General features: G+C 63.0%; 17 protein-coding genes. 5 read left to right on the forward strand and 12 right to left on the reverse strand.

Annotated elements, in window-relative coordinates; translation table 11 throughout:
* Positions 1–115 precede the first annotated feature (115 nt).
* The 4 genes from EJ076_RS05525 to gcvA all read right to left on the reverse strand — a co-directional run bounded on the left by EJ076_RS05525 (position 116) and on the right by gcvA (position 5,657).
* Positions 116–1,438, reverse strand: coding sequence for an ABC transporter substrate-binding protein (locus EJ076_RS05525; RefSeq protein ID WP_126067183.1), 1,323 nt, complete (start codon positions 1,436–1,438; stop codon positions 116–118).
* Positions 1,439–1,591: 153 nt separating this feature from the next.
* The gene (locus EJ076_RS05530) at positions 1,592–3,034 is read right to left on the reverse strand and encodes a hypothetical protein (RefSeq protein ID WP_126067184.1); all 1,443 of its coding nucleotides are present in this window, start codon (positions 3,032–3,034) and stop codon (positions 1,592–1,594) included.
* A 185-nt stretch (positions 3,035–3,219) separates the two neighbouring features.
* A complete protein-coding gene (gene pncB, locus EJ076_RS05535; RefSeq protein WP_109667193.1) occupies positions 3,220–4,524 on the reverse strand; it encodes a nicotinate phosphoribosyltransferase in 1,305 nt (434 codons plus the stop codon).
* A gap of 158 nt (positions 4,525–4,682) precedes the next feature.
* On the reverse strand, positions 4,683–5,657 hold the full coding sequence (gene gcvA / locus EJ076_RS05540) for a transcriptional regulator GcvA (protein WP_126067185.1): 975 nt from the start codon (positions 5,655–5,657) through the stop codon (positions 4,683–4,685).
* 211 nt (positions 5,658–5,868) lie between these two features.
* Here gcvA and speB point away from each other — a divergent pair, with 211 nt between their 5' ends.
* The 5 genes from speB (at position 5,869) to EJ076_RS05565 (ending at position 10,252) form a co-directional block, all read left to right on the forward strand.
* Positions 5,869–6,930: an agmatinase gene (speB, locus tag EJ076_RS05545; protein WP_126067186.1), complete on the forward strand. Its 1,062-nt coding sequence runs from the start codon at positions 5,869–5,871 to the stop codon at positions 6,928–6,930.
* An 82-nt stretch (positions 6,931–7,012) separates the two neighbouring features.
* Positions 7,013–7,819 (forward strand): transporter substrate-binding domain-containing protein, encoded by an 807-nt coding sequence (locus tag EJ076_RS05550; protein WP_126067187.1) that lies wholly within the window; start codon positions 7,013–7,015, stop codon positions 7,817–7,819.
* 6 nt (positions 7,820–7,825) lie between these two features.
* Positions 7,826–8,482, forward strand: coding sequence for an amino acid ABC transporter permease (locus EJ076_RS05555; RefSeq protein WP_126067188.1), 657 nt, complete (start codon positions 7,826–7,828; stop codon positions 8,480–8,482).
* A complete protein-coding gene (locus EJ076_RS05560) occupies positions 8,479–9,126 on the forward strand; it encodes an amino acid ABC transporter permease (RefSeq protein ID WP_109667181.1) in 648 nt (215 codons plus the stop codon). Before EJ076_RS05555 ends, EJ076_RS05560 begins: the two co-directional genes overlap by 4 nt.
* A 406-nt stretch (positions 9,127–9,532) precedes the next feature.
* Complete coding sequence (locus EJ076_RS05565) at positions 9,533–10,252, forward strand: alpha/beta fold hydrolase (RefSeq protein ID WP_126067189.1); 720 nt, start codon at positions 9,533–9,535, stop codon at positions 10,250–10,252.
* Between the two features lie 319 nt (positions 10,253–10,571).
* Here EJ076_RS05565 and EJ076_RS05570 read toward each other — a convergent pair whose 3' ends face one another.
* The 8 genes from EJ076_RS05570 to EJ076_RS05605 form a co-directional block, all read right to left on the reverse strand.
* A complete protein-coding gene (locus EJ076_RS05570; protein ID WP_126067190.1) occupies positions 10,572–11,975 on the reverse strand; it encodes an MATE family efflux transporter in 1,404 nt (467 codons plus the stop codon).
* Positions 11,976–12,141: 166 nt separating this feature from the next.
* On the reverse strand, positions 12,142–13,728 hold the full coding sequence (locus tag EJ076_RS05575) for an FGGY-family carbohydrate kinase (RefSeq protein ID WP_109667174.1): 1,587 nt from the start codon (positions 13,726–13,728) through the stop codon (positions 12,142–12,144).
* Positions 13,725–14,408 (reverse strand): HAD family hydrolase, encoded by a 684-nt coding sequence (locus tag EJ076_RS05580; protein ID WP_126067191.1) that lies wholly within the window; start codon positions 14,406–14,408, stop codon positions 13,725–13,727. The genes EJ076_RS05575 and EJ076_RS05580 overlap by 4 nt, the downstream gene beginning before the upstream one ends.
* Positions 14,409–14,423: 15 nt before the next feature.
* Positions 14,424–15,902, reverse strand: a complete 1,479-nt coding sequence (locus EJ076_RS05585) for a mannitol dehydrogenase family protein (protein WP_126067192.1) — start codon at positions 15,900–15,902, stop codon at positions 14,424–14,426.
* Positions 15,903–16,061: 159 nt separating this feature from the next.
* On the reverse strand, positions 16,062–16,832 hold the full coding sequence (locus tag EJ076_RS05590) for an L-iditol 2-dehydrogenase (protein ID WP_109667168.1): 771 nt from the start codon (positions 16,830–16,832) through the stop codon (positions 16,062–16,064).
* A 2-nt stretch (positions 16,833–16,834) separates the two neighbouring features.
* Positions 16,835–17,833, reverse strand: a complete 999-nt coding sequence (locus tag EJ076_RS05595) for an ABC transporter ATP-binding protein (RefSeq protein ID WP_126067193.1) — start codon at positions 17,831–17,833, stop codon at positions 16,835–16,837.
* Positions 17,834–17,883: 50 nt separating this feature from the next.
* Positions 17,884–18,708 (reverse strand): carbohydrate ABC transporter permease, encoded by an 825-nt coding sequence (locus EJ076_RS05600; protein ID WP_109667163.1) that lies wholly within the window; start codon positions 18,706–18,708, stop codon positions 17,884–17,886.
* A gap of 11 nt (positions 18,709–18,719) precedes the next feature.
* Positions 18,720–19,592: a sugar ABC transporter permease gene (locus EJ076_RS05605; protein ID WP_013528414.1), complete on the reverse strand. Its 873-nt coding sequence runs from the start codon at positions 19,590–19,592 to the stop codon at positions 18,720–18,722.
* Positions 19,593–19,690 lie beyond the last annotated feature (98 nt).

Here is a 19,690-nt window from a genome sequence, read left to right on the forward strand (position 1 = left end):
CGGTCGGGTGGGGGGTGGGGCATGGGCCGTCGCGACCCCCACCCCGTCTCATAGGCTTCGCAAAAATGCGAAGCCTATTCGCCGACCCTCCCCACAAGGGGGAGGGTAAGGCGCCTCACAGCGCCTGCGTCGTATAATCCCCTTCAGCCTCGTAAAGACCATCCTCGATCTTGGTCTTGTGCACGACCTCGAGCTTGCCGCCTTCGACCTTGGAGATGTTCTGGATGCCAAAGCACTGGTGGATCTTGCCGTTGAAGGTCTTCGGTCCCTGCGGATGCTCGGGACCTTCGGCGAATGCGGTCAGGGCTTCGGTCGCCTCGACCAGCTTGGCGCGGTCTTCCGGTCCCTTGTAGCCGGCATCTTCCATCGCCTTCTTGACGACGTAGAGCGTCTCCCAGCAGCCGAACATGTGGGCCGCGGTAGAGACGTCCTTGGGATCGCCAACGGCGGCGCCATTGTCGTCGATGCCGACGGCGGCGCGATAGGCTTTCTGTGCCTCGGAATCATCGGCTTGCGCATAGCGCGGCGAGCCTTCCCAGAAATGGCTGCCGTCGAGGAATTCGAGGCCGGGGCTGTTGATGTCGGTGGCCTCGAGCGAATCGATGAAGCCGAACAGTTGCGGCCGGTTGGAGCCGTAGAACTCGCCGAGCTCCTTGACGAAGGTAAGCACGGCCGGGCCGACCATGACGTGGTAGATCACATCGGTCTCGGCCGGGATCTGCGGGAAGTATTTGGTGAAGGACGATTCCGTCGGCGGGATGGCGATCTGCGCGATGACCTCGGCGCCTTGCGCCTTCAGTGCCGGCGGCAGGTAGTCGCGATGATCGTAGCCGAAGGCGAAATCGGGGAAGATCTGCGTCACCTTCTTGCCTGCATTGGCCGCGATCCACGGCGCCATCGACTGGATCTGGCTCTTCACGTCGGTGATGCCGGGCTGGAAGACATAACGGTTCAGCTTGGTCGAGGCGACGTGGTGGCCTTCGCTGACGACGAAATAGGGCATCTTGTTTTCGCCGGCCGCGGGCGCCGAGCCGATGACGACATGCGAGAACAGCGTGCCGAAGACGATGTCGGTCTTGTGCTGGGTGGCGAACTTGCCGACCACTTCGGCGCCACGGCCGGGATCGGTGCCGTCATCCTCGATGATCACCTCGACCTGGCGGCCATTGATGCCGCCGGCGGCATTGATCGCCTTGACCGCGGCGGCCGTGGTCTTCTCGTACCAGCGGCCATAGGCGGCGCCGATGCCGGTGCGGTGCGACTGGAAGCCGATCTTGATCGGCGCCGAACTCTGCGCCTGGGAATAGCGGACGAAGCCGGGAGCAACGGCGAGGCCGGCGCCCGCGGCCAGACCCTTCAGCGCCGTTCGGCGGGTGAGGGCAGTCTTGGAGGTGAGGCCAGTCTTGGAGAGGTCGAAAAATCCGTTCTTGTCAGCCATGTTCGTTCCCCTGTTTTTCAGTCTTGACCAACGATAAGGCGGCTTCGGCATCCTCGCTCAGAGGACGCAAAAAATTGCATGTGTACAAACTAAATCACCAAAGCCCTGGTGTGGCAAGCGAGCTTCCCCAACGATATCGAGGTCGCCCTTTTCTCATCCGACGGTCGGCGTGGCAAGCAACCAGAGGCCGAAGACCGTATAGGCGATCATCAGCAGGGTGAGCGGGAACTGGCTGAGCGCGGCACAGGCAGGCTGCGGATGCAGCCGCCAGGCGAAGCTGTGGGCGACGAGGACTGCGAGCACATGGCCAAGGATGATGGCGCCGGCCTGGACATTCCACAGCCACCACGCCGAGTCCGCCCCGGCAACGATGCCGGCCTCGATCTGCATGTCGGCGGTGCCGAACAGGTTCCAGCCCAGTGCGAACGGATCGGACAGTGCGGCAAGCGCATATTGGCCGTCGACGAGCAGCGCCGTCAGATAATGCGCGACATGGTAGGCGAGCGCGATCGGCACGATCGACCAGACCAGCAGGCCTGCAGCCTGGCCGAGAGTGTGATCGCTCCTTGCGAGACGGTGGCCGAGCCAGACGGCAAGCAGGAACACAGCCGCCAGCAGCGCGAATGTCAGCACGAGCCCGAAAGTGCCGCCGCCGATCATCGCGGTGCGGCCGGGAAATTCGAGCGGATTGATGCCGAACAGGCCAAGCCAGAAAAAGGTTTTCGACAGGCCGTCGAAGGAGACCGACGATAGAGCCAGCAGCAGAAAGGCAATGCCGCTGGTCGGCAGCGGCTCCGCGGCGAGCAGTTTGGCGCCCGGCCAGCAAAGTGCAAGCCGACCGTTCTCGTCGCGCTCGACGATGGCGAAACGTGCCACCATCGAGAAGAAGACGGACAGAAATTCCCCGCTTCTGCTCCATTGCCGATGTCCGAACGCCAGCATGGCCAGGAAGGTGAACAGCCAGTAGAGACCGGCGGCCAAGGCCAGCCGCGCCGGATCGTCGGGCGCCGGATCGATGAGTTCGAACCAGGCAAAGGCGAAAAACAGCAGGACGGCCGGCCAGCAGCCGAGCCATCGAGGTAGACGCCATCCTCCTTCATCATTTGCACCGAACAGGCGCGAGGCGAGACGCCACGGGCCAACCCAGGGGTCCAGCCATGACCAGAGATCGCCGAAGACGCCCTGCAGCAAGGTGATGCCAGCCCATAGCAGGGTCCAGATCACCAGAGGCAGCGGGTTGGAGAGCGGATCGCGACTGCCGAAAAGGCCTGCGGCGATGAGAATTGCAAAGCCGGCAAAGGATATCAGGCTGATCGCTGTCCGGAGGGCGTCGCCAAAGGCGAAGAGCGGCAGGCACCGGCGCCAGAAACGATCGAGCCTATTCGCCGGCAGCAGCGCCAGCACGAGGAAGCTGATGGCCACGGCAAAGGCGCCGCCGACCAGATAGTAGCCGGTGGGTAACAGTAGGACGTGGCCACGGTCGGAAGCGTGGGCCAAGGCGGGGGTGGGGAGGAGGATCAACGAAGTGACGAGGCAAATGAGCGGGATTCCCGCAGGGCGGCGTTCTACGACGCCCCCCTCTGTCCTGCCGGACATCTCCCCCACAGGTGGGGAGATTGGCAGTTCGGTCGATCGGCGCTTTTCTTGCGATGTTGAAAATTGGCGAAAGCGTAGATGAAGGCGGATCTCCCCCCAAGTGGGGGAGATGGCCGGTAGGTCAGAGGGGGGCGCCAAGGAACTCATCCTATCCAGATTGCCATCTTGGCTGGCGTAGCCACCCCTCACACCTTGACCAGTTGCTCCACGCGATCCTTCTCCCCGAAAATCCTGAGATACCGCTCGATCTCTTTCTCATCACCCGTCGCCTTGGCCGGGTTGTCGGAAAGCTTCACCGCCCGCCTGCCATTGGCCTCGGTGACCTTGCAGACCAGCGATATGGCGTCGAGGCTGTTGGTTTCCGTCGGCGCGCAGCCTTCGAAATCATTGGTGAGGTTCGTGCCCCAGCCGAACGACATGCGCACCTTGCCCTTGAAGTGGCGGTAGGTCTCCTCGATGGTTTCGACCTCGAGCCCGTCGGAGAAGATCAGCAGCTTCTGCCGGGGATCCTTGCCCTTGTCGCGCCACCAGGACAGGATTTTTTCGCCGCCTTCGATCGGCGGCGCGCTGTCGGGGCGAAAGCCCGTCCAGTCGGCCACCCAGTCCGGCGCGTCGCGCAGGAAGGAGGCGGTGCCGAAGGCGTCGGGCAAGACGATCAGCAGATTGCCGCCATAATAGCGCTGCCAGTCCTGCAGCACCTTGTAGGGTGACTGTTTCAGTTCCTTTTCCGAATTGGCGAGGGCGGCGAACACCATCGGCAGTTCATGCGCGTTGGTGCCGAGGGCTTCGAGGTCGTTGTCCATCGCCAGAAGCACGTTGGAGGTACCGGTGAAGGCTTCGCCGATGCCTTCCTTCAGCGCTTCGACGCACCAGCGCTGCCACAGGAAGGAATGGCGCCGGCGCGTGCCGAAATCGGAGATGCGGATGCCGGGCAGCGCCTTCAGCCGCTCGGTCTTGGCCCACATCTTGGCCTTGGCGCGGGCATAGAGCACATCGAGGGCGAACGGGCCGAACGCCCGCATGGCGGCGCGCGAGCGCAATTCGTTGATGATCGCCAGCGCCGGGATTTCCCACAGCGTGGTGTACATCCACGGCCCGCTGAAGGTCAGCTCATACTGGCCGTCGCGCTTCGACAGCTCGTATTCGGGCAGCCGGAAATTCTCCAGCCAGGCGAGGAACTCCGGCTCGAAGATCTGCTTGCGGCCGTAGAAATTATTGCCGCCGAGCCAGATCATCTCCTTCTTGGAGAAGCGCAACGTGCGGGCATGGTCAAGCTGCTCGCGCAGTTCGCCCTCATCGATCTCGTTGGCAAGGCGCACCGAAGTTGTGCGGTTGATCAGCGAGAAGGTGGTGTCGACCTTGGGATACATGCCCCAGATCATCTGCAGCATCAAAAGCTTGTAGAAATCCGTATCGAGCAGGCTGCGCACGATCGGATCGAGCTTCCAGGTGTGGTTGTAGACCCGCCGCGCAATATCGGTCTTAGCCATGTTTCAACACCGCCTTCGCTGCCTGCCATCCACAACCGCGACAGGCCTCATAGCATCGAATTGGCCAAAGCGCTGCCCGGTTTCAGGCTGGCCCGACAAAAAGAAAACCCTGCATGGACTGACGATCACCGACGGTCGCGGGCAAGCACGGGCCGATCTCAGCTCCCGGTCTTCGCGCCGATGACCTTGAGCGCCGGACGCTTGCGGCGGCTGACGATGCGGCCCGCCACCGGCGCGTCGGCGCGGCCGTCATCCCCGGCCTTCTCGGCAAACAGCCAGTCGATGAACACCTGCACGATCGGCGTCGCCCGCATCTCGTTGCGGCAGACGACATAGAAATCGTCGACCGCCGGCACCGACAGGCTGAACGGCGCGACCAGCATGCCCCTGGCCAGCAGCGCGCTTGCCGTCACCGAATCGCCCAGCGCCACGCCATGGCCATGCACCGCCGCCTCGGTTGCCATGCGCGCATCGCCGAGATGATGGCGGCGGCCCCTCTCCAGGTCCAGCGCATCGGCCGCCGCCAGCCAGGTGTGCCACTCGCGGCCGTCATCGCCATGCAGGAAGACATGGTCGGCAAGGTCCCTGACGCTGCGGATCGGGCGGTTGTTGATCAAGGTCGGGCTGACCACGGGGAACAGTTCGAGGCCCGACCATTTGCGCATCCAGCAATCGGTCCAGCTGCCGTCGCCATAATGCACGCAGACATCGACGTTAGGCGCCCGCAAATCCCTAGGATCGTTGGAAGGGATAAGTGTCAGCCTTATGTCGGGATATTGCGCCATGAAACTGCCGAGCCGCGGTGTCATCCACAGCAACAGCAGCGCCGGCACGCAGGAGACGGAAAGCGTGCCGCTGCTCGCCGGCCTTGTCATGCGCTGGGTGGCGGCTGCGATGCTGTCGAAGGCGCTCGATACCGCCGGCAGCAGTTCGGCGCCATGCGGTGTCAGTTTGACCCGCTGGCCGACCCGCTCGAACAGCTTGACGCCGAGCGACTGCTCGAGCGCCTTGATCTGGTGGCTGATGGCGCCATGCGTGACGTTCAGCTCACTCGCCGCCTTGGTCAGCGAGCCATGCCGGGCCGTTGCCTCGAAGGCGCGCAGCGGATTCAGCGGTGGCAGGCGTTTGGCCATGGGTATGAACTTTATTGTGAGATTTTCTCACAGAAAACACCCTAACAATATCAATTGATTTTTCAATGCCGCTGCCAGACACTTGAGGCCGGAACAGCATCAAGACGTGAAATCTGCAGGCAGCCAGCGGGACAGCGACCCGGCCGGATGACGGTCAGTTCGCCAGGCATCGCCAACGGTCGCACTGCATCAGCCGGCAGGAGGAGTGCAGATGGGTTACGATCGCGGCAAGCTCGACGCGTTGCGTCGCAAATATGGTGAAAGCCATGGCGGCGAAATGTTCGACCCGAAGTTCCGCAAGGTCGCCGACAAGATATTTTCCAAGAGCGGCACGCGGCTGGCGCCCTATTCCGGCATTCCGACCTTCCTCGCAGCGCCCTACCGCGAAATATCAGCCGACAATCCGGATTTCGGCGATTTGCAGGTGGCGATGATCGGCGTGCCGATGGATCTCGGCGTCACCAACCGGCCAGGCTCGCGTTTCGGGCCGCGCGCTCTGCGCGCCATCGAGCGCATCGGTCCCTACAATCACGTGCTGGAATGCGCGCCGACGCATGAGCTCAGGGTCGCCGACATCGGCGATACGCCGTTCCGCAGCCGCTACCGGCTGGAGATCAGCCATGAGGATATCGAGCGCCGCACCAACCAGATCGTCGATGCCGGCGTCATCCCGCTTTCGATCGGCGGCGACCATTCGATCAGCCATCCGATCCTGAAGGCGGTCGGCAAGAAGGCCCCGGTTGGCCTGATCCATATCGACGCCCATTGCGACACCAGTGGCCTGTTCGACATGACCAAATTCCACCATGGTGGGCCGTTCCGCAACGCCGTGCTTGACGGCGTGCTCGATCCGACACGCACCATCCAGATCGGCATCCGCGGCTCAGCCGAATATCTGTGGGAGTTCACCTACGAGTCCGGCATGACCGTGGTCCATGCCGAGGAGGTGACCGGCCTCGGCATTTCCGCCATCATCGAGAAGGCGCGCAAGATCGTCGGCGACGGCCCGACCTATGTCTCCTTCGACATCGACAGCGTCGATCCGGCCTTCGCACCCGGTACCGGCACGCCGGAAGTCGGCGGGCTGACGACGCGCGAAGTGCTCGAACTGCTGCGCGGCCTGAAGGGCCTCAACATCGTCGGCGGCGACGTCGTCGAGGTGGCGCCGCAATACGACGCCACCACCAACACGGCGCATGCCGCCGCACAGGTGCTGTTCGAGATACTGAGCCTGATGGTGTTCAGCCCGGCGATAACAGGCAAGGGAGCCTGACGTTCAGAAAAGCAAAGGCGGCCGCCGTGCTGGAGCCGACGGCCGACCCAAACGAACAACGCGTCCAGACAGGGGAATAACAATGACAATCCGCAAGACATTTACATCCATTGCCACCGTGCTGATGCTTGGCACGGCCGGTTTCGGCCTCGCAATTCAGGCCGCCAGCGCCGATGCGCTGGCAGACATCACCAAAGCCGGCGCCATCAATGTCGGCGTCTTCGCCGATTTTCCGCCCTTCTCCTCAGCCAGCGCCGACATGAGCCTCAAGGGCTATGACATGGACGTCGCGCAATACATTGCCGACACGCTCAAGGTGAAGCTCAATCCCGTCGCCGTCACCGGCCAGAACCGCATCCCGTACCTCAACGACCACCGCGTCGATATCCTGATGAGCGTCGGCTATTCGAAGGAGCGTGAGCAGGTCATCGACTTCGCCGCCGCCTACGCACCCTACTACATCGCGGTGATCGGTCCGGCCGCGATGGCGGTCAAGGGCAAGGAAGACCTTGCCGACAAGTCGATCGCCGTCAACCGCGGTACGCTCGAAGACACCTCGCTCACCGAGGCAGCCCCCGCGTCGGCCGACATCAAGCGCTTCGACAACTACAATTCGGTGATCCAGGCCTTCATCTCCGGCCAGACACAACTGATGGTCGTCGGCAACGACGTCGGCGCGCAGGTGCTGGCCAAGCAGGACGCGCTGAAGCCGGAGCAGAAGTTCCAGCTTCTGACCTCGCCTTCGCATATCGGCCTCAACAAGAACGAGGACAGCCTGAAGAAGGCGGTCAACGATGCCGTCGCCAAGATGCTGGCGGACGGCAAGCTGGACGAAAGCTCGAAAGCCTGGCTGAAGACGCCGCTCAACCCCGACAACCTCAAGGATTGAGTTTCCGTGGCCTTTGCCTGGCTTCCAGGTGCTGTCGGCGACATCGCGCGCGGAGCACTCACGACGATCCTGTTGATCGCCGTGACCACGCTCGCGGGAACGGTCCTCAGCATCCTGGGCGCCGCCGGACGCCGAAACGGCCCGGTGCTGCTCAGGCGGGCCATCGCCTGGTATGTCGAAGTCATCCGCAACACGCCGTTCCTGGTGCAGCTCTTCTTCATCTTCTTCGGCCTGCCCAGCCTCGGCATCAGGCTCGATCCGGTGCTGGCCGCCATCCTGGCGATGACGCTCAATATGGCGGCCTACACCATCGAGATCGTCGGCGCCGGGCTTGACGCTGTGCCCGGCGGGCAGACGGAAGCAGCCCTGGCACTGGGCTTGAGGCCACGCCAGGTATTCATCAAGATCGTGCTGCCGCAGGCACTCAAGGTGATCTTTCCGGCGCTGACCAGCCAGATCGTCATCATGATGCTGGAGTCCGCGGTCGTGTCGCAGATCGCGGTGCGCGAGCTGACCTACGAGGCCGACATGCTGCAGGCACGCACCTTCCGCTCCTTCGAGACCTATTTTGTCGTGACGATGGTCTATCTCGTCCTGTCGATGGCACTGCGCCGGCTGCTGGTGACAGGCGGACGCCGCGTCCTGGGGGCTGGCGTGTCATGATCGAATTCACCTTCTGGGACATCGTGCGCAACCTGTTGCTTGCCGCCCGCTGGACGGTGCTGTTGTCGCTGGCCGCTTTCATCGGCGGCGGCATCGTCGGCCTGATCGTCCTGTTCTTCAGGATCGCCAAGAACAAATGGAGCCGGCGCATCGCCTCCGGCTACATCGCCCTGTTCCAGGGGACGCCGCTCTTGATGCAACTGTTCCTGATGTTCTTCGGCCTGCCGATGCTCGGCCTGCGCATCGAGCCATGGACGGCAGCGGTGCTCGGCCTCACCTTCTTCGCCAGCGCTTATCTGGCCGAGATCTGGCGCTCCGGCGTCGCTGCGCTGCCATTGGGCCAATGGGACGCCGGCGCCAGCCTCGGCCTGCACTATCTGCAGGAACTGCGGCTGATCATCCTGCCGCAAGCCTTTTCGATCACCCGCGCGCCGACGGTCGGCTTCCTGGTGCAGCTGATCAAATCGACGGCGCTGACCTCGATCATCGGCTTCGAGGAGCTGGTGCGGACCTCCAACGCCATCAACAATGCGACCTTCGAGCCGTTCAAGGTCTATGGGCTTGTGGCGCTGATCTTCTTCGTCATGTGCTTTCCGTTGACGCAATACGCGCGCAAGCTCGAAAAGCAGATGCCGGCGCGCTGAGCCGAAGGCATGTTGTGTTGACCACCACCAACGGCGACTGCAAGCCAGGAAGCTGTGCTTCCGGTTAGCGTTCGAATGCCTCCTTTGGCCATTTGATGACGTTAGGATTCGTCAGCTTCTGACCCAAGGAGACTCTCACAAGTGAAAGCGCGCACGACTGCATTGTGCCTCATGTCGGCCGCCTTGATCCAGAATTGCTTCGCCCAATAGCAGACATTCGAAAGCAGCACTTGTTGGTCGGCAGAGCGCCACAGGACGAGACGTTGTCAGGCGTACCGCCCATGGCCCCGAAAACCATGAACGCACGGACGCGCGCCGAAGCGCGGAGCTTTCTAGTCCCGAGCTTTGGGGGTAGAGAGTGTGTGCGGGATATCTCCGCAGCTATGGAGGCGAAGCGGGGCGACCGATGACAACCTTTGTTATGGTGCACGGCGCATGGCATGGGGGGTGGTGTTGGCGCAAGCTCGCTCAGTCACTGAAGGTTCCGGGCAGCGATCTGTATACCCCCACGCTTACCGGCCTCGGTGAGCGAGCACATCTCGCCTCTCCTGACATCGACCTGGAAACGCACATTTGCGATGTGCTCGGTGTGTTGGAGACCGAGGACTTGCGAGACGTTGTCCTGGTTGGACACAGTTACGCCGGAATCGTGGTCTCGGCAGCCGCGGACAGGGCGGCCGGCCGGGTAGCGCGAGTTATCTATCTCGACGCCATCGTTCCCCGCGACGGCCAGTGCCTGTACGACTGTGCATCGGCGCAGGCCAAGGACTACTTCGAGGAGCAGGCGCGCGTCGGAGGTGAGGGCTGGCGCATCCCCGCCAGCGCGGCGACCGTGCAATTCCTCGGGTTGAAGGAGGAGAAGGACGTAAGCTGGGTAATGCCGAGGCTTACCGCGCACCCGATCCGCACCTTCAGGGAGCCGGTCAAACTGAGCGCGAGTTTCCCACGGGTGCCGCGGACCTACGTCAATTGCATCGGCGACAAAGCACTTGGCCAGCCAAAGAGCGCGCAAGCCGCTGATATCGAGGACTACCACGAGTTGCGGACAGGACACGACGCCATGGTGACCGCACCAGACGATGTCGCCGAGTTGCTGAGCCGGATCGCGGAGGACACCACCGCCTAGCCTGGGGCTTCGGAGGACGCGCAGCAATCTGCTCGAACCTGAACGGCCGCTCGGCACAATTGTGAAGACGCCACTTAGCCAACGGCGACATTGGTCAAACTGCGACGCCTACCGAAGCCAGGCCAAGGACAGCTTTTGCAAATTGGCTGCTTAAAGCGGTCAGACTGTTGCCGGCCCCTATTGAGACGTTCATTGCTTCGGGACTAAGCGTCGGCTTATGGCGCTTAGCGAAGGTTTCGCGGCATTTTCTGGAGGCGCCGTTAGTGAGCCACAATGTGGGACATACATAAAGGCCGCCCCGGCACCAGCCGTTTCGCTTTCAATGTCCCAACGCCAATGGCGGCGCCAGGCGATCCCGCCGCAGCCAGCGCCCGAGAAGCAGGGCCGCCACCACGGCCAGCCCAGACGACAGGCCGATCCAGATGCCGACGCCATGCAGGCCGAAATGGAAGGCGAGCAGCACGCCGAGCGGCAGGCCGACGCCCCAATAGCCGATCGCGGCATAGATCATCGGCACCTTGGTATCGTGCAGGCCGCGCAGCATGCCGGCGGCCACCGCCTGCGCGCCGTCGAAGACCTGGAACAGCGCGGCGAAGGCCAGGAACGACACGGCAAGTGCGATCACCCTGGCATTGGCCGGATTGCTCAGATCGATGAAGGCGCTGATCAGCGGATGCGGCCAAAGGATCATCACCAGCCCCATCAGCGCCATGAACGAGACGCCGATGACAAAGGCGGTCCAGCCGGCGCGCGAAACGCCTTCCGGATTGCCGGCGCCGTGCGCAAGGCCGACGCGCACCGTCACCGCCTGGTTGAGGCCAAGCGGCACCATGAAGGAGATCGAGGCGATCTGGATGGCGATCGCGTGCGCGGCCAGCGAATCCGCGTCGATCAGGCCCATCAGCAGGGCCGCCGCATTGAAGATCGTCACCTCGAAGGCGAGGATGCCGGCGATCGGCAGGCCGAGCCGCAACAGCCCCTTGAAGCGCGGCCAGTCGGCGCGCCAGAACCGCCCGAACAGACGGTAGCGCCGGAACTTCTTCTCCAGCATCACCACGACAGCCAAGCCGATGAACATCAGCGTGCTGGACAGCGAGGTGGCAAGGCCCGACCCGGCAATGCCCATCGGGGCGACGCCGAGATTGCCGAACATGAACACCCAGTTGAAGAAGACGTTGCAGGCGACGGCGACGAAGACGATGACCAGCGCCCAGCCCGGCCGTTCCAGCGCCGAGATGAACGAGCGCAGCACGATATAGCCGTAGAAGGGCAGCACCGCCCATTCGAGCCAGCGCAGATAGATGCCGGCCTGATGGGCCAGAACCGGGTCCTGGCCCATTGCCAGCAGAATGGCTTCGCCGTGCCAAAGCACGAGCCAGATCGGGATCGAGATCAGGATCGCCAGCCACAGGCCCTGGCGCACGGTGCGGCGCAGGTCGCGCACCGAATAGCGGCGGCGGCCAAGCTCGGTGGCGATCATCGGCGAGGTCGCCAGCATCAGGCCGAGGCCGAAGATCAGCGGCATGAAATAGAGGTTGGCGCCAAGCGCGCCGCTGGCCAGCGTATCCGGGCCCAGACGACCCATCATCATGACGTCGGTGGCCGTCATCGCGGTCTGGCCGAGATTGGTCAGCACCATCGGCCAGGCGAGCGCTAGCGTCGCCCTGATTTCCTGACGCCAAAGATTTTCCGGCGCGCGAGCGCCGGCTTCGATCGCAGACATTGTTCCGCTCTTTCCAGGTACGGCACGTCGGCAAGGAGCCGGAAGCCGCATATCAAACGGCAAAACCTTCGGTTTCGCGGCGTTTGCGTCAGCTTTTGTACGAAACGCGACATGAAGGCAAGAGACGACGAGCAGGAACGGATTGAGCCAGGGACCGGCCCAGGGTCTACTTTATCGCGTCCAGCATCTGCCGCTGGCGGTGCATCTCGAGGAAGACCTTGTAGTCGCGGTCGAAACGCCCTGATGACTTCGGGTTCGACGCGCGCGTCCTGCCGCCTTGCTGCATGGCAAGACAGGCCGCATTGAGGTTGGGAAACAGCCCGGCCGCGGTAGCGGCAATCATGCCGGTGCCGAGCAGCACCGCCTCGTCGGCCTGCGGCTCGATCACCGTGCAGCCGGTGGCGTCGGCATAGAGCTCCATCAGCAGCGGGTTCTTGGTGTGACCGCCTGTGACATGCAGCGTGTCGATCAAATAGCCATTCTCGTTCAGCGCCTCCAGCACATGGCGCACGCCGAGCGCGATGCCGACGGCGGTGCGCCAATAGAGTTTGCACAGGCTGTCGAAGGAGGAATCCAGCGTCAGCCCGCTGACGACGCCGACGGCATGCGGATCGGCGAGCGGCGAACGATTGCCGTGGAAATCCGGCAGCACATGCAGCCTTGCGGCCAGGTTCTCGCCTTCGGAGGCGCGCAGTTCGGCGACACGCCCGGCGATTTTGGCATGCATGGCGGCATCCGGTTCGCCGCCGGCGCCGTGCCAGCGGATGATGTGGTCGAGCAGGGCGCCGGTTGCCGACTGGCCGCCTTCCGACAGCCACAGCTTCGGCAGTGCCGCGCCATAGTACGGCCCCCAAACACCAGCGAAGGGCTGTGGATCGGGCGACATCGCCATCACGCAGCTCGACGTGCCGGCGATCAGCGCCAGGTGGCGGCCGATATCCTTCTCGTCGCCGGCAAAGCCGCCGAGCACGCCGAGCGCGCCGGCATAGGCATCGATAACGCCGGCGCCGACCCGGCAGTTTTCGCTCAGGCCAAGCTCTGCCGCCGCTTGCGCTGTCAGGCGGCCGATATCGGTGCCGACCGAGCTGGCCCTCTCGGGTAGATTGCCATGCGCGAAAAGATCGTCGAGGCCGACGAGCGCGAAGAAATCGCGCCGCCAACCTGTTTCTTCATGCGCCAGATAGGTCCATTTGGCGGTCAGCGTGCATTGCGAGCGGGCCAGCGAACCGGTCGCTTGCCATGTCAGGAAATCGGTGAGGTCAAATAAATAGCCGGCTTCATTCCAGGTCTTGGGCAGGTTGCGCTTCAACCACATCAGCTTCGGTGTCACCATTTCCGGCGACATGACACCGCCGACATAATTGAGCACGGCGTGGCCGCTTGCCGTGCATTCGTCGGCCTCGGCAATGGCGCGGTGGTCGAGCCAGACGATGGTGTCCCACCGCCTGTCGCCGGTGACCGAGACACTGAGCTGGCCGCCATCCACACCCCGCACCACCAGCGAACAGGTGGCGTCGAAGGAAATGCCGACAATCTCCTCAGGTGCGACGCCGGCCTTTTCGCGGGCAGTGCGCACGGCGGCGCAGACAGCCGACCAGATATCGCGCGAATCATGCTCGGCGTGGTCTGGCTTCGGCTGGTTCATGACGATCGGCCGCTCGGCGCGGCCGAGCAAGCTGCCACTGGTGTCGAGAATGCCCGCGCGAGCGCTCCCGGTGCCGACATCGACCGCGCAAACAAACTGTTTCGTCAAGATGCTCTAACTCTCGCTCCCAGGCCTGCAATCAGATCGGGCAATTGCAGCATGTCAGCGAATATAAAGTCCGGCTCACTCGACGCAAGCCGCGCTTTCAAGGCCGGGTTGCCGGCATGCGAGCCGCCGGTGAAGGCAAACACGCGCATACCCGCCGCCCGCGCAGCCGTGATGCCGGCCGGGCTGTCCTCGACGACGAGGCATTTGCGCGGATGGGCTCGCATGCTGGCGGCGGCATGCAAGAACAGGTCAGGCGCCGGCTTGCCGCGCGGCACCATGGCGGCGCTGAACAGATGCGGCTCCATCAGCCCAAGCAATCCGGTGACGTTGAGCGCGTAGCGGATGCGGTCGAGCGTGCCCGAGGACGCGACACAGAACGGCAGCCCAAGCCTTGGCAGCATCTCCTTGACGCCGGCGATTGGCTTCAGTTCCTCGCGGAATCTGCGCATCAATTCGACGCGCATCTCGGTTAGGTGGCTGTCGGTGATTTCAAGCCCGAAGTCGCGGCCCAGGATTTCGCGCACGCTCTTCATGCTCTTGCCGAGGAAATGCTCGTAGGCGGCATCCTCGCCAATGCTGCCGCCGGCAAGCTTGACCATGCCGAGAAGCGTCGAGACGGAGAGCGCCTCGCTGTCGACCAGCACGCCATCGCAGTCGAAGATGACCAGTTCAGGCGTCATGGCGGCGAATGGCTCTCAGAGCTTGCCGGCGAGGTAGCGTGTCAGCGTGGCGCGCGTGCCGTTTGCCCACAGCACGTTGAGCGCATGGGCGAAGGCCTCGACAAACACCGTCGCTCGGCCGACATCGCCATAGATGTCCTCCATGGCAAGCCAGGCGGCGGGCGCGTCCTTTGCCGCCTTTGCCGTTGCTTGCAGCCGATCCCAGCTCGGGTCGTTGGGCTCGATGACGGCACCGCTGTCGGTCGTGCCGAAGCAGTAGCGGCACCAAAGCGCCGATTCCAGCGCCAGGCCGGCGACGCTTTTCCCGGCCTTCAGCCGGTCGGCGATGGTCGGGATGATAAATTTCGGCTGGCGGTTGGAGCCGTCGAGGCAGAGCCGGCGCACCGTGTCGCCGATCTTGGGATTGGAGAAGCGGCTCTCGATGAGTTGGTAATAGTCTTCCAGAACCGTGTCCGGCACCGGCGGCACGGTCGGGATGATTTCTTCCCGTTCGAGCTTGGCCAGAAACCCGCTCACCAGCGGCTCCTGCATCGCCTCATGCACGAAATGGATGTCCATCAGGCCGGCCGGATAGGCAATCGTCGCGTGGCCGCCATTGAGGATGCGGATCTTCATCAGTTCGTAGGGCGCGACGTCTTTGACGAACTGCACGCCGACCCTTTCCAGCGGCGGCCGGCCATTGGTGAAATGGTCTTCCAGCACCCATTGCCGGAACGGCTCGCAGAACACCGGCCAGTTGTCTTCGAGGCCAAAGTCCTTGGCCAGGATGCCGCGTTCGCGTTCGGTAGTGGCCGGCGTGATGCGATCGACCATGCCGTTTGGAAAAGCGACATGCTCGCTGACCCAGTTCGCCAGATCCTCGTCGATCAAACGGGCCAGACCAATGACGCCGTCGGAGGTGACATGGCCATTGTGAGGAATGTTGTCGCACGACATCACCGTGAACGGCACGGTGCCCTCGTCGCGACGCCGGACCAGCCCGGCGAGAATGATGCCGAACACCGTCTTCGGCGTGGCGCCCGGTTGGGCGTCCGCGACGATGTCGGGATGGGTCGGGTTGAACACGCCGGAGGCCGGGTCGATGAAGTAGCCGCCTTCGGTGATGGTCAGCGAAACGATCTTGATCGCCGGGTCGGCCAGCCGTTCGATGATACCGGCCGCATCGCCGGGCATCAGGAAGTCGATCATGGCGCCGGTCACGCGGGCGCTCATATGGCCGCTGTCCTGCTCGACCACCGTGGTCAGCCAGTCCTGCTCTTCCAGCTTGGCGCGGCCGATCTTCTCGCCCTCGAACACGCCGGCGCCGACCAACGCCCAGTCGTGGCCAATGCCTGAATTGAACAAATCGTCGAGATAGACGGCCTGATGCGAGCGATGGAAATTGCCGACGCCGAAATGCACGATACCGGCCTGGAGCGTTGCGCGGTCATACTTCGGACCGGCGACCTCAGTGGGCAGCTTGGATAGGTTTGAGGACGATAGTTTCACGGTCATCTGTTTTACCCTTTGGCCGGGTTTCGGCCTTCGTTACTCCCTCTCCCGGTCTTCACGCGGAGAGGATAGGGGGCAGCACATCTTGCGAGGTCGATGCGGCCTCTGATGTCGGCCTCTGCTCCCCGCGGAGGGACGGAGAGCAGAGGCCGGTCCCCGCCCTCAACTCATCCACTGGCCGCCGTCGACATTGTAGGTCTGGGCGACGATGTATTCGGCGTCGCTGCTGGCGAGAAAAACCGCCATGCCGGTAAGGTCCTGCGCCGTGCCCATGCGGCCGTACGGCACCGCCTCGCCAACCAGCTTCTTCTTCTCGCCCCTTGGCCGGTTTTCATATTTGGCGAACAGCGAATCGACGTGATCCCAGTGCTCGCCGTCGACGACACCAGGGGCAATCGCGTTGACGTTGATACGGTGCTTGATGAGGTCGAGCCCCGCCGACTGGGTCAGCGAGATGACAGCGGCCTTGGTGGCGCAATAGACGCCGACCAGCGCCTCGCCGCGTCGCCCGGCCTGGCTCGCCATGTTGATGATCCTGCCGCCCCGGCCAGCGGCGATCATCGCGCGAGCAGCCGCCTGCAGCATGAACAGCGTGCCGGCGACATTGACGGAAAACAATTTGTCGTAGCTTGCCTTGGTGATCTCGACGATCGGTGCCAGATCGAACAGAGCGGCGTTGTTGATCAGGATATCGAGGCCACCGGTCTTCGTCTCCACCGCTTTCACCGCCGCCTCGATGGAGGCGAGGTCGGTGACGTCGAGCTTGACAGCATAGGCCTTACCGCCAATCTCGGCGGCCGTCTTCTGCGCAGCCTCGAGATTGATGTCGGCGATGGCGACGGTGGCGCCTTCGCCGGCATAGGCTTCGGCGAAAGCTCTGCCGATGCCTCGGGCCGAACCTGTGATCAGCGCGGATTTGCCAGCCAGTCGCATGCTCACATTGCCTTTCCGTCGGCACCGAAGCGATGCAGCTTGGCCTTGTCGGGCGTCAGATAGATGGTGTCGCCATGATGGACGGCGAGTTCGCCGTCGGCGCGCACGGTCAGCGGACCGATGCCATCGGCCTGGACATGCAGGAAGGTGTCGGAACCGAGATGTTCGGCAACGCCGACGGTGGCTCTCCATTCGCCCGCCGTGGTCGAGATCTCCAGGTGCTCGGGACGGATGCCGATGGTCTTGGCGCTGTATTTGGCAGCCGGCGCGCCTTCGATCAGGTTCATCTTCGGCGAGCCGATGAAGCCGGCGACGAACAGGTTCTTCGGCGTTTTGTAGAGCTCCATCGGCGAGCCGACCTGCTCGATGTTGCCGGCGTTCAGCACGACGATCTTATCGGCCATGGTCATGGCTTCGACCTGATCGTGGGTGACGTAGATCATGGTCGTCTTGAGCTGATGGTGCAGCTCGCTGATCTCCAGCCGCATGGTGCCGCGCAGTGCCGCATCGAGGTTGGACAGCGGTTCATCGAACAGGAAGGCGGTCGGCTGACGCACAATGGCGCGGCCGATGGCGACGCGCTGGCGCTGGCCGCCGGAGAGTTGGCCGGGCCGGCGTTCGAGGTAGTTGGTCAGGTTGAGCACGCGCGCCGCGTCTCCCACCTTCCTGTCGATGGTCGCCTTGTCTTCGCCGGCCATCTTCAGCGGGAAGCCGATGTTCTTGGCCACCGTCATGTGCGGATAGAGCGCGTAGGACTGGAACACCATGGCCAGCTTGCGCTTGGCCGGTGCCTCGCCGGTGACGTCGCGGCCGTCGATGTTGATGGAGCCGCCGCTGGTGTCCTCGAGGCCGGCGATCAGGCGCAGCAGCGTTGACTTGCCGCAACCCGACGGGCCGACGAAGACGACGAACTCGCCATTCTCGATCACCAGGTCGAGACCGGGGATGATGGACGTCGCTCCGAAGGATTTGGAGACGTTCTTGAGCGTGATGTTTCCCATGGTTTCCTCCCCGAGGGGTTATTTTCGCCGATTGCTTCGGGCAAATTCCGTTACTTCACCGCACCGAATGTCAGGCCGCGCACCAGCTGCTTCTGGCTGAACCAGCCCATGATCAGGATCGGCGCGATGGCCAGTGTCGAGGCGGCCGAAAGCTTGGCCCAGAACAGGCCTTGCGGGCTGGAGAACGAGCTGATGAAGGCGGTCAAGGGTGCGGCTTCCGTGGTCGTCAGCCGGATTGTCCAGAACGCCTCGTTCCAGGCCAGGATGATGTTGAGCAGCATTGTCGAGGCGATGCCCGGCACCGCCATCGGCGTCAGCACATAGACGATCTCGTTCCACAGCGAAGCGCCGTCCATGCGGGCCGCTTCCAGGATCTCGCCCGGTATTTCGCGGAAGTAGGTGTAGAGCATCCACACCACGATCGGCAGGTTGATCAGCATCAGCATGATCATCAGGCCGATGCGGCTGTCGAGCAGTCCTGTGTCGCGGAAGATCAGGTAGATCGGGAACAGCACGGCAACCGCGGGCATCATCTTGGTGGACAGCATCCACATCAATATGTCCTTGGTTCGCTTGGTCGGCGAGAAGGCCATCGACCATGCCGCCGGTATGGCGACCAGCAGGGCCAGGATGGTCGAGCCGACCGAGAGCAGCACCGAGTTGAAGAAGAACTTGAAGTAGCCGCTCTGCGCCTGAACCTCGGAATAGCTCTCGAATGTCCCCGATGGGATGATGCTGAAACCCTGGATGGCTTCCTGCTCCGACTTGAACGAGGTGATGATCGTATAGAGGATCGGGAAGAAGATGAGCAGGGCGACGATCCAGGCGGCAACTGTCGCGATCGTCTTGTGCTGGGTGGTGACTGAGCGTGCCATCGTATCCTCCCTTACTTGTCCAGGTTCTTGCCGACGGCGCGCATGGCGAAGAAGGCAACGATGTTGGCGAGAATGACGGCGATCACACCGCCGGCGGATGCCTGGCCGATTTTGAACTCCAACAACGCCTTCTGGTAGACGAGGAAGGGCAGGTTGGTGGAAGCGTATCCCGGGCCGCCATTGGTGGTGACGAGGATTTCGGCATAGACCGACAAAAGGAAGATCGTCTGGATCAGGATGACGACCGTGATGGCGCGCGACATGTGCGGCAGCGTCAGATAGATGAAGCGGCTGATGAAGCCGGCGCCGTCCATCTCGGCGGCCTCCTTCTGCTCACCGTCGAGCGACTGCAACGCGGTCAAGAGGATGAGCGTCGCGAAAGGCAGCCATTGCCAGGCGACGATGATGATGATCGCCAGCATCGGATGCTGCCCGAACCAGTCGATCGGCTGAGCCCCGAAGAAGCGCGCTATATCGGCGAACACTCCATATTGCGGGTGCATGATCATGTTCTTCCAGACCAATGCAGCCACCGGCGGCATGACGAAGAACGGCGAAATGACGAGAATGCGGACTATGCCCTGGCCCCACATCGGCTGGTCGATCAGAAGCGCCAGAAGGATGCCGCCGATCACCGTGATCAAAAGCACGCTGACCACCAGGGTTAGCGTGTTGAGGATCGATTGCAGGAAGGCCGGGTTGGAATAAAACAGCGCGTAATTCGAGAAGCCGACGAAGCCGTCGCGGATCGGATTGAGCGGATTGTACTGCTGGAAGGAGAACCAGATGGTGATGACCAGCGGCACAATCATCCAGACGAACAGCAGCACCACGGATGGCGCCATCATGAAACGGGCAAGCGAACGGGTCTGCTGAGTAGCCATGACGGTCACCCTTCACTGGTCAGACTGAATTTTCAAAAGGCGTTAAAGGCGGCCGCCCGAACTGGGAACTCGGGCGGCCGTTGCCGGTCAAGGAGGCG

The sequence above is a fragment of the Mesorhizobium sp. M7D.F.Ca.US.005.01.1.1 genome (genome assembly GCF_003952545.1).
Lineage (GTDB): Bacteria > Pseudomonadota > Alphaproteobacteria > Rhizobiales > Rhizobiaceae > Mesorhizobium > Mesorhizobium loti.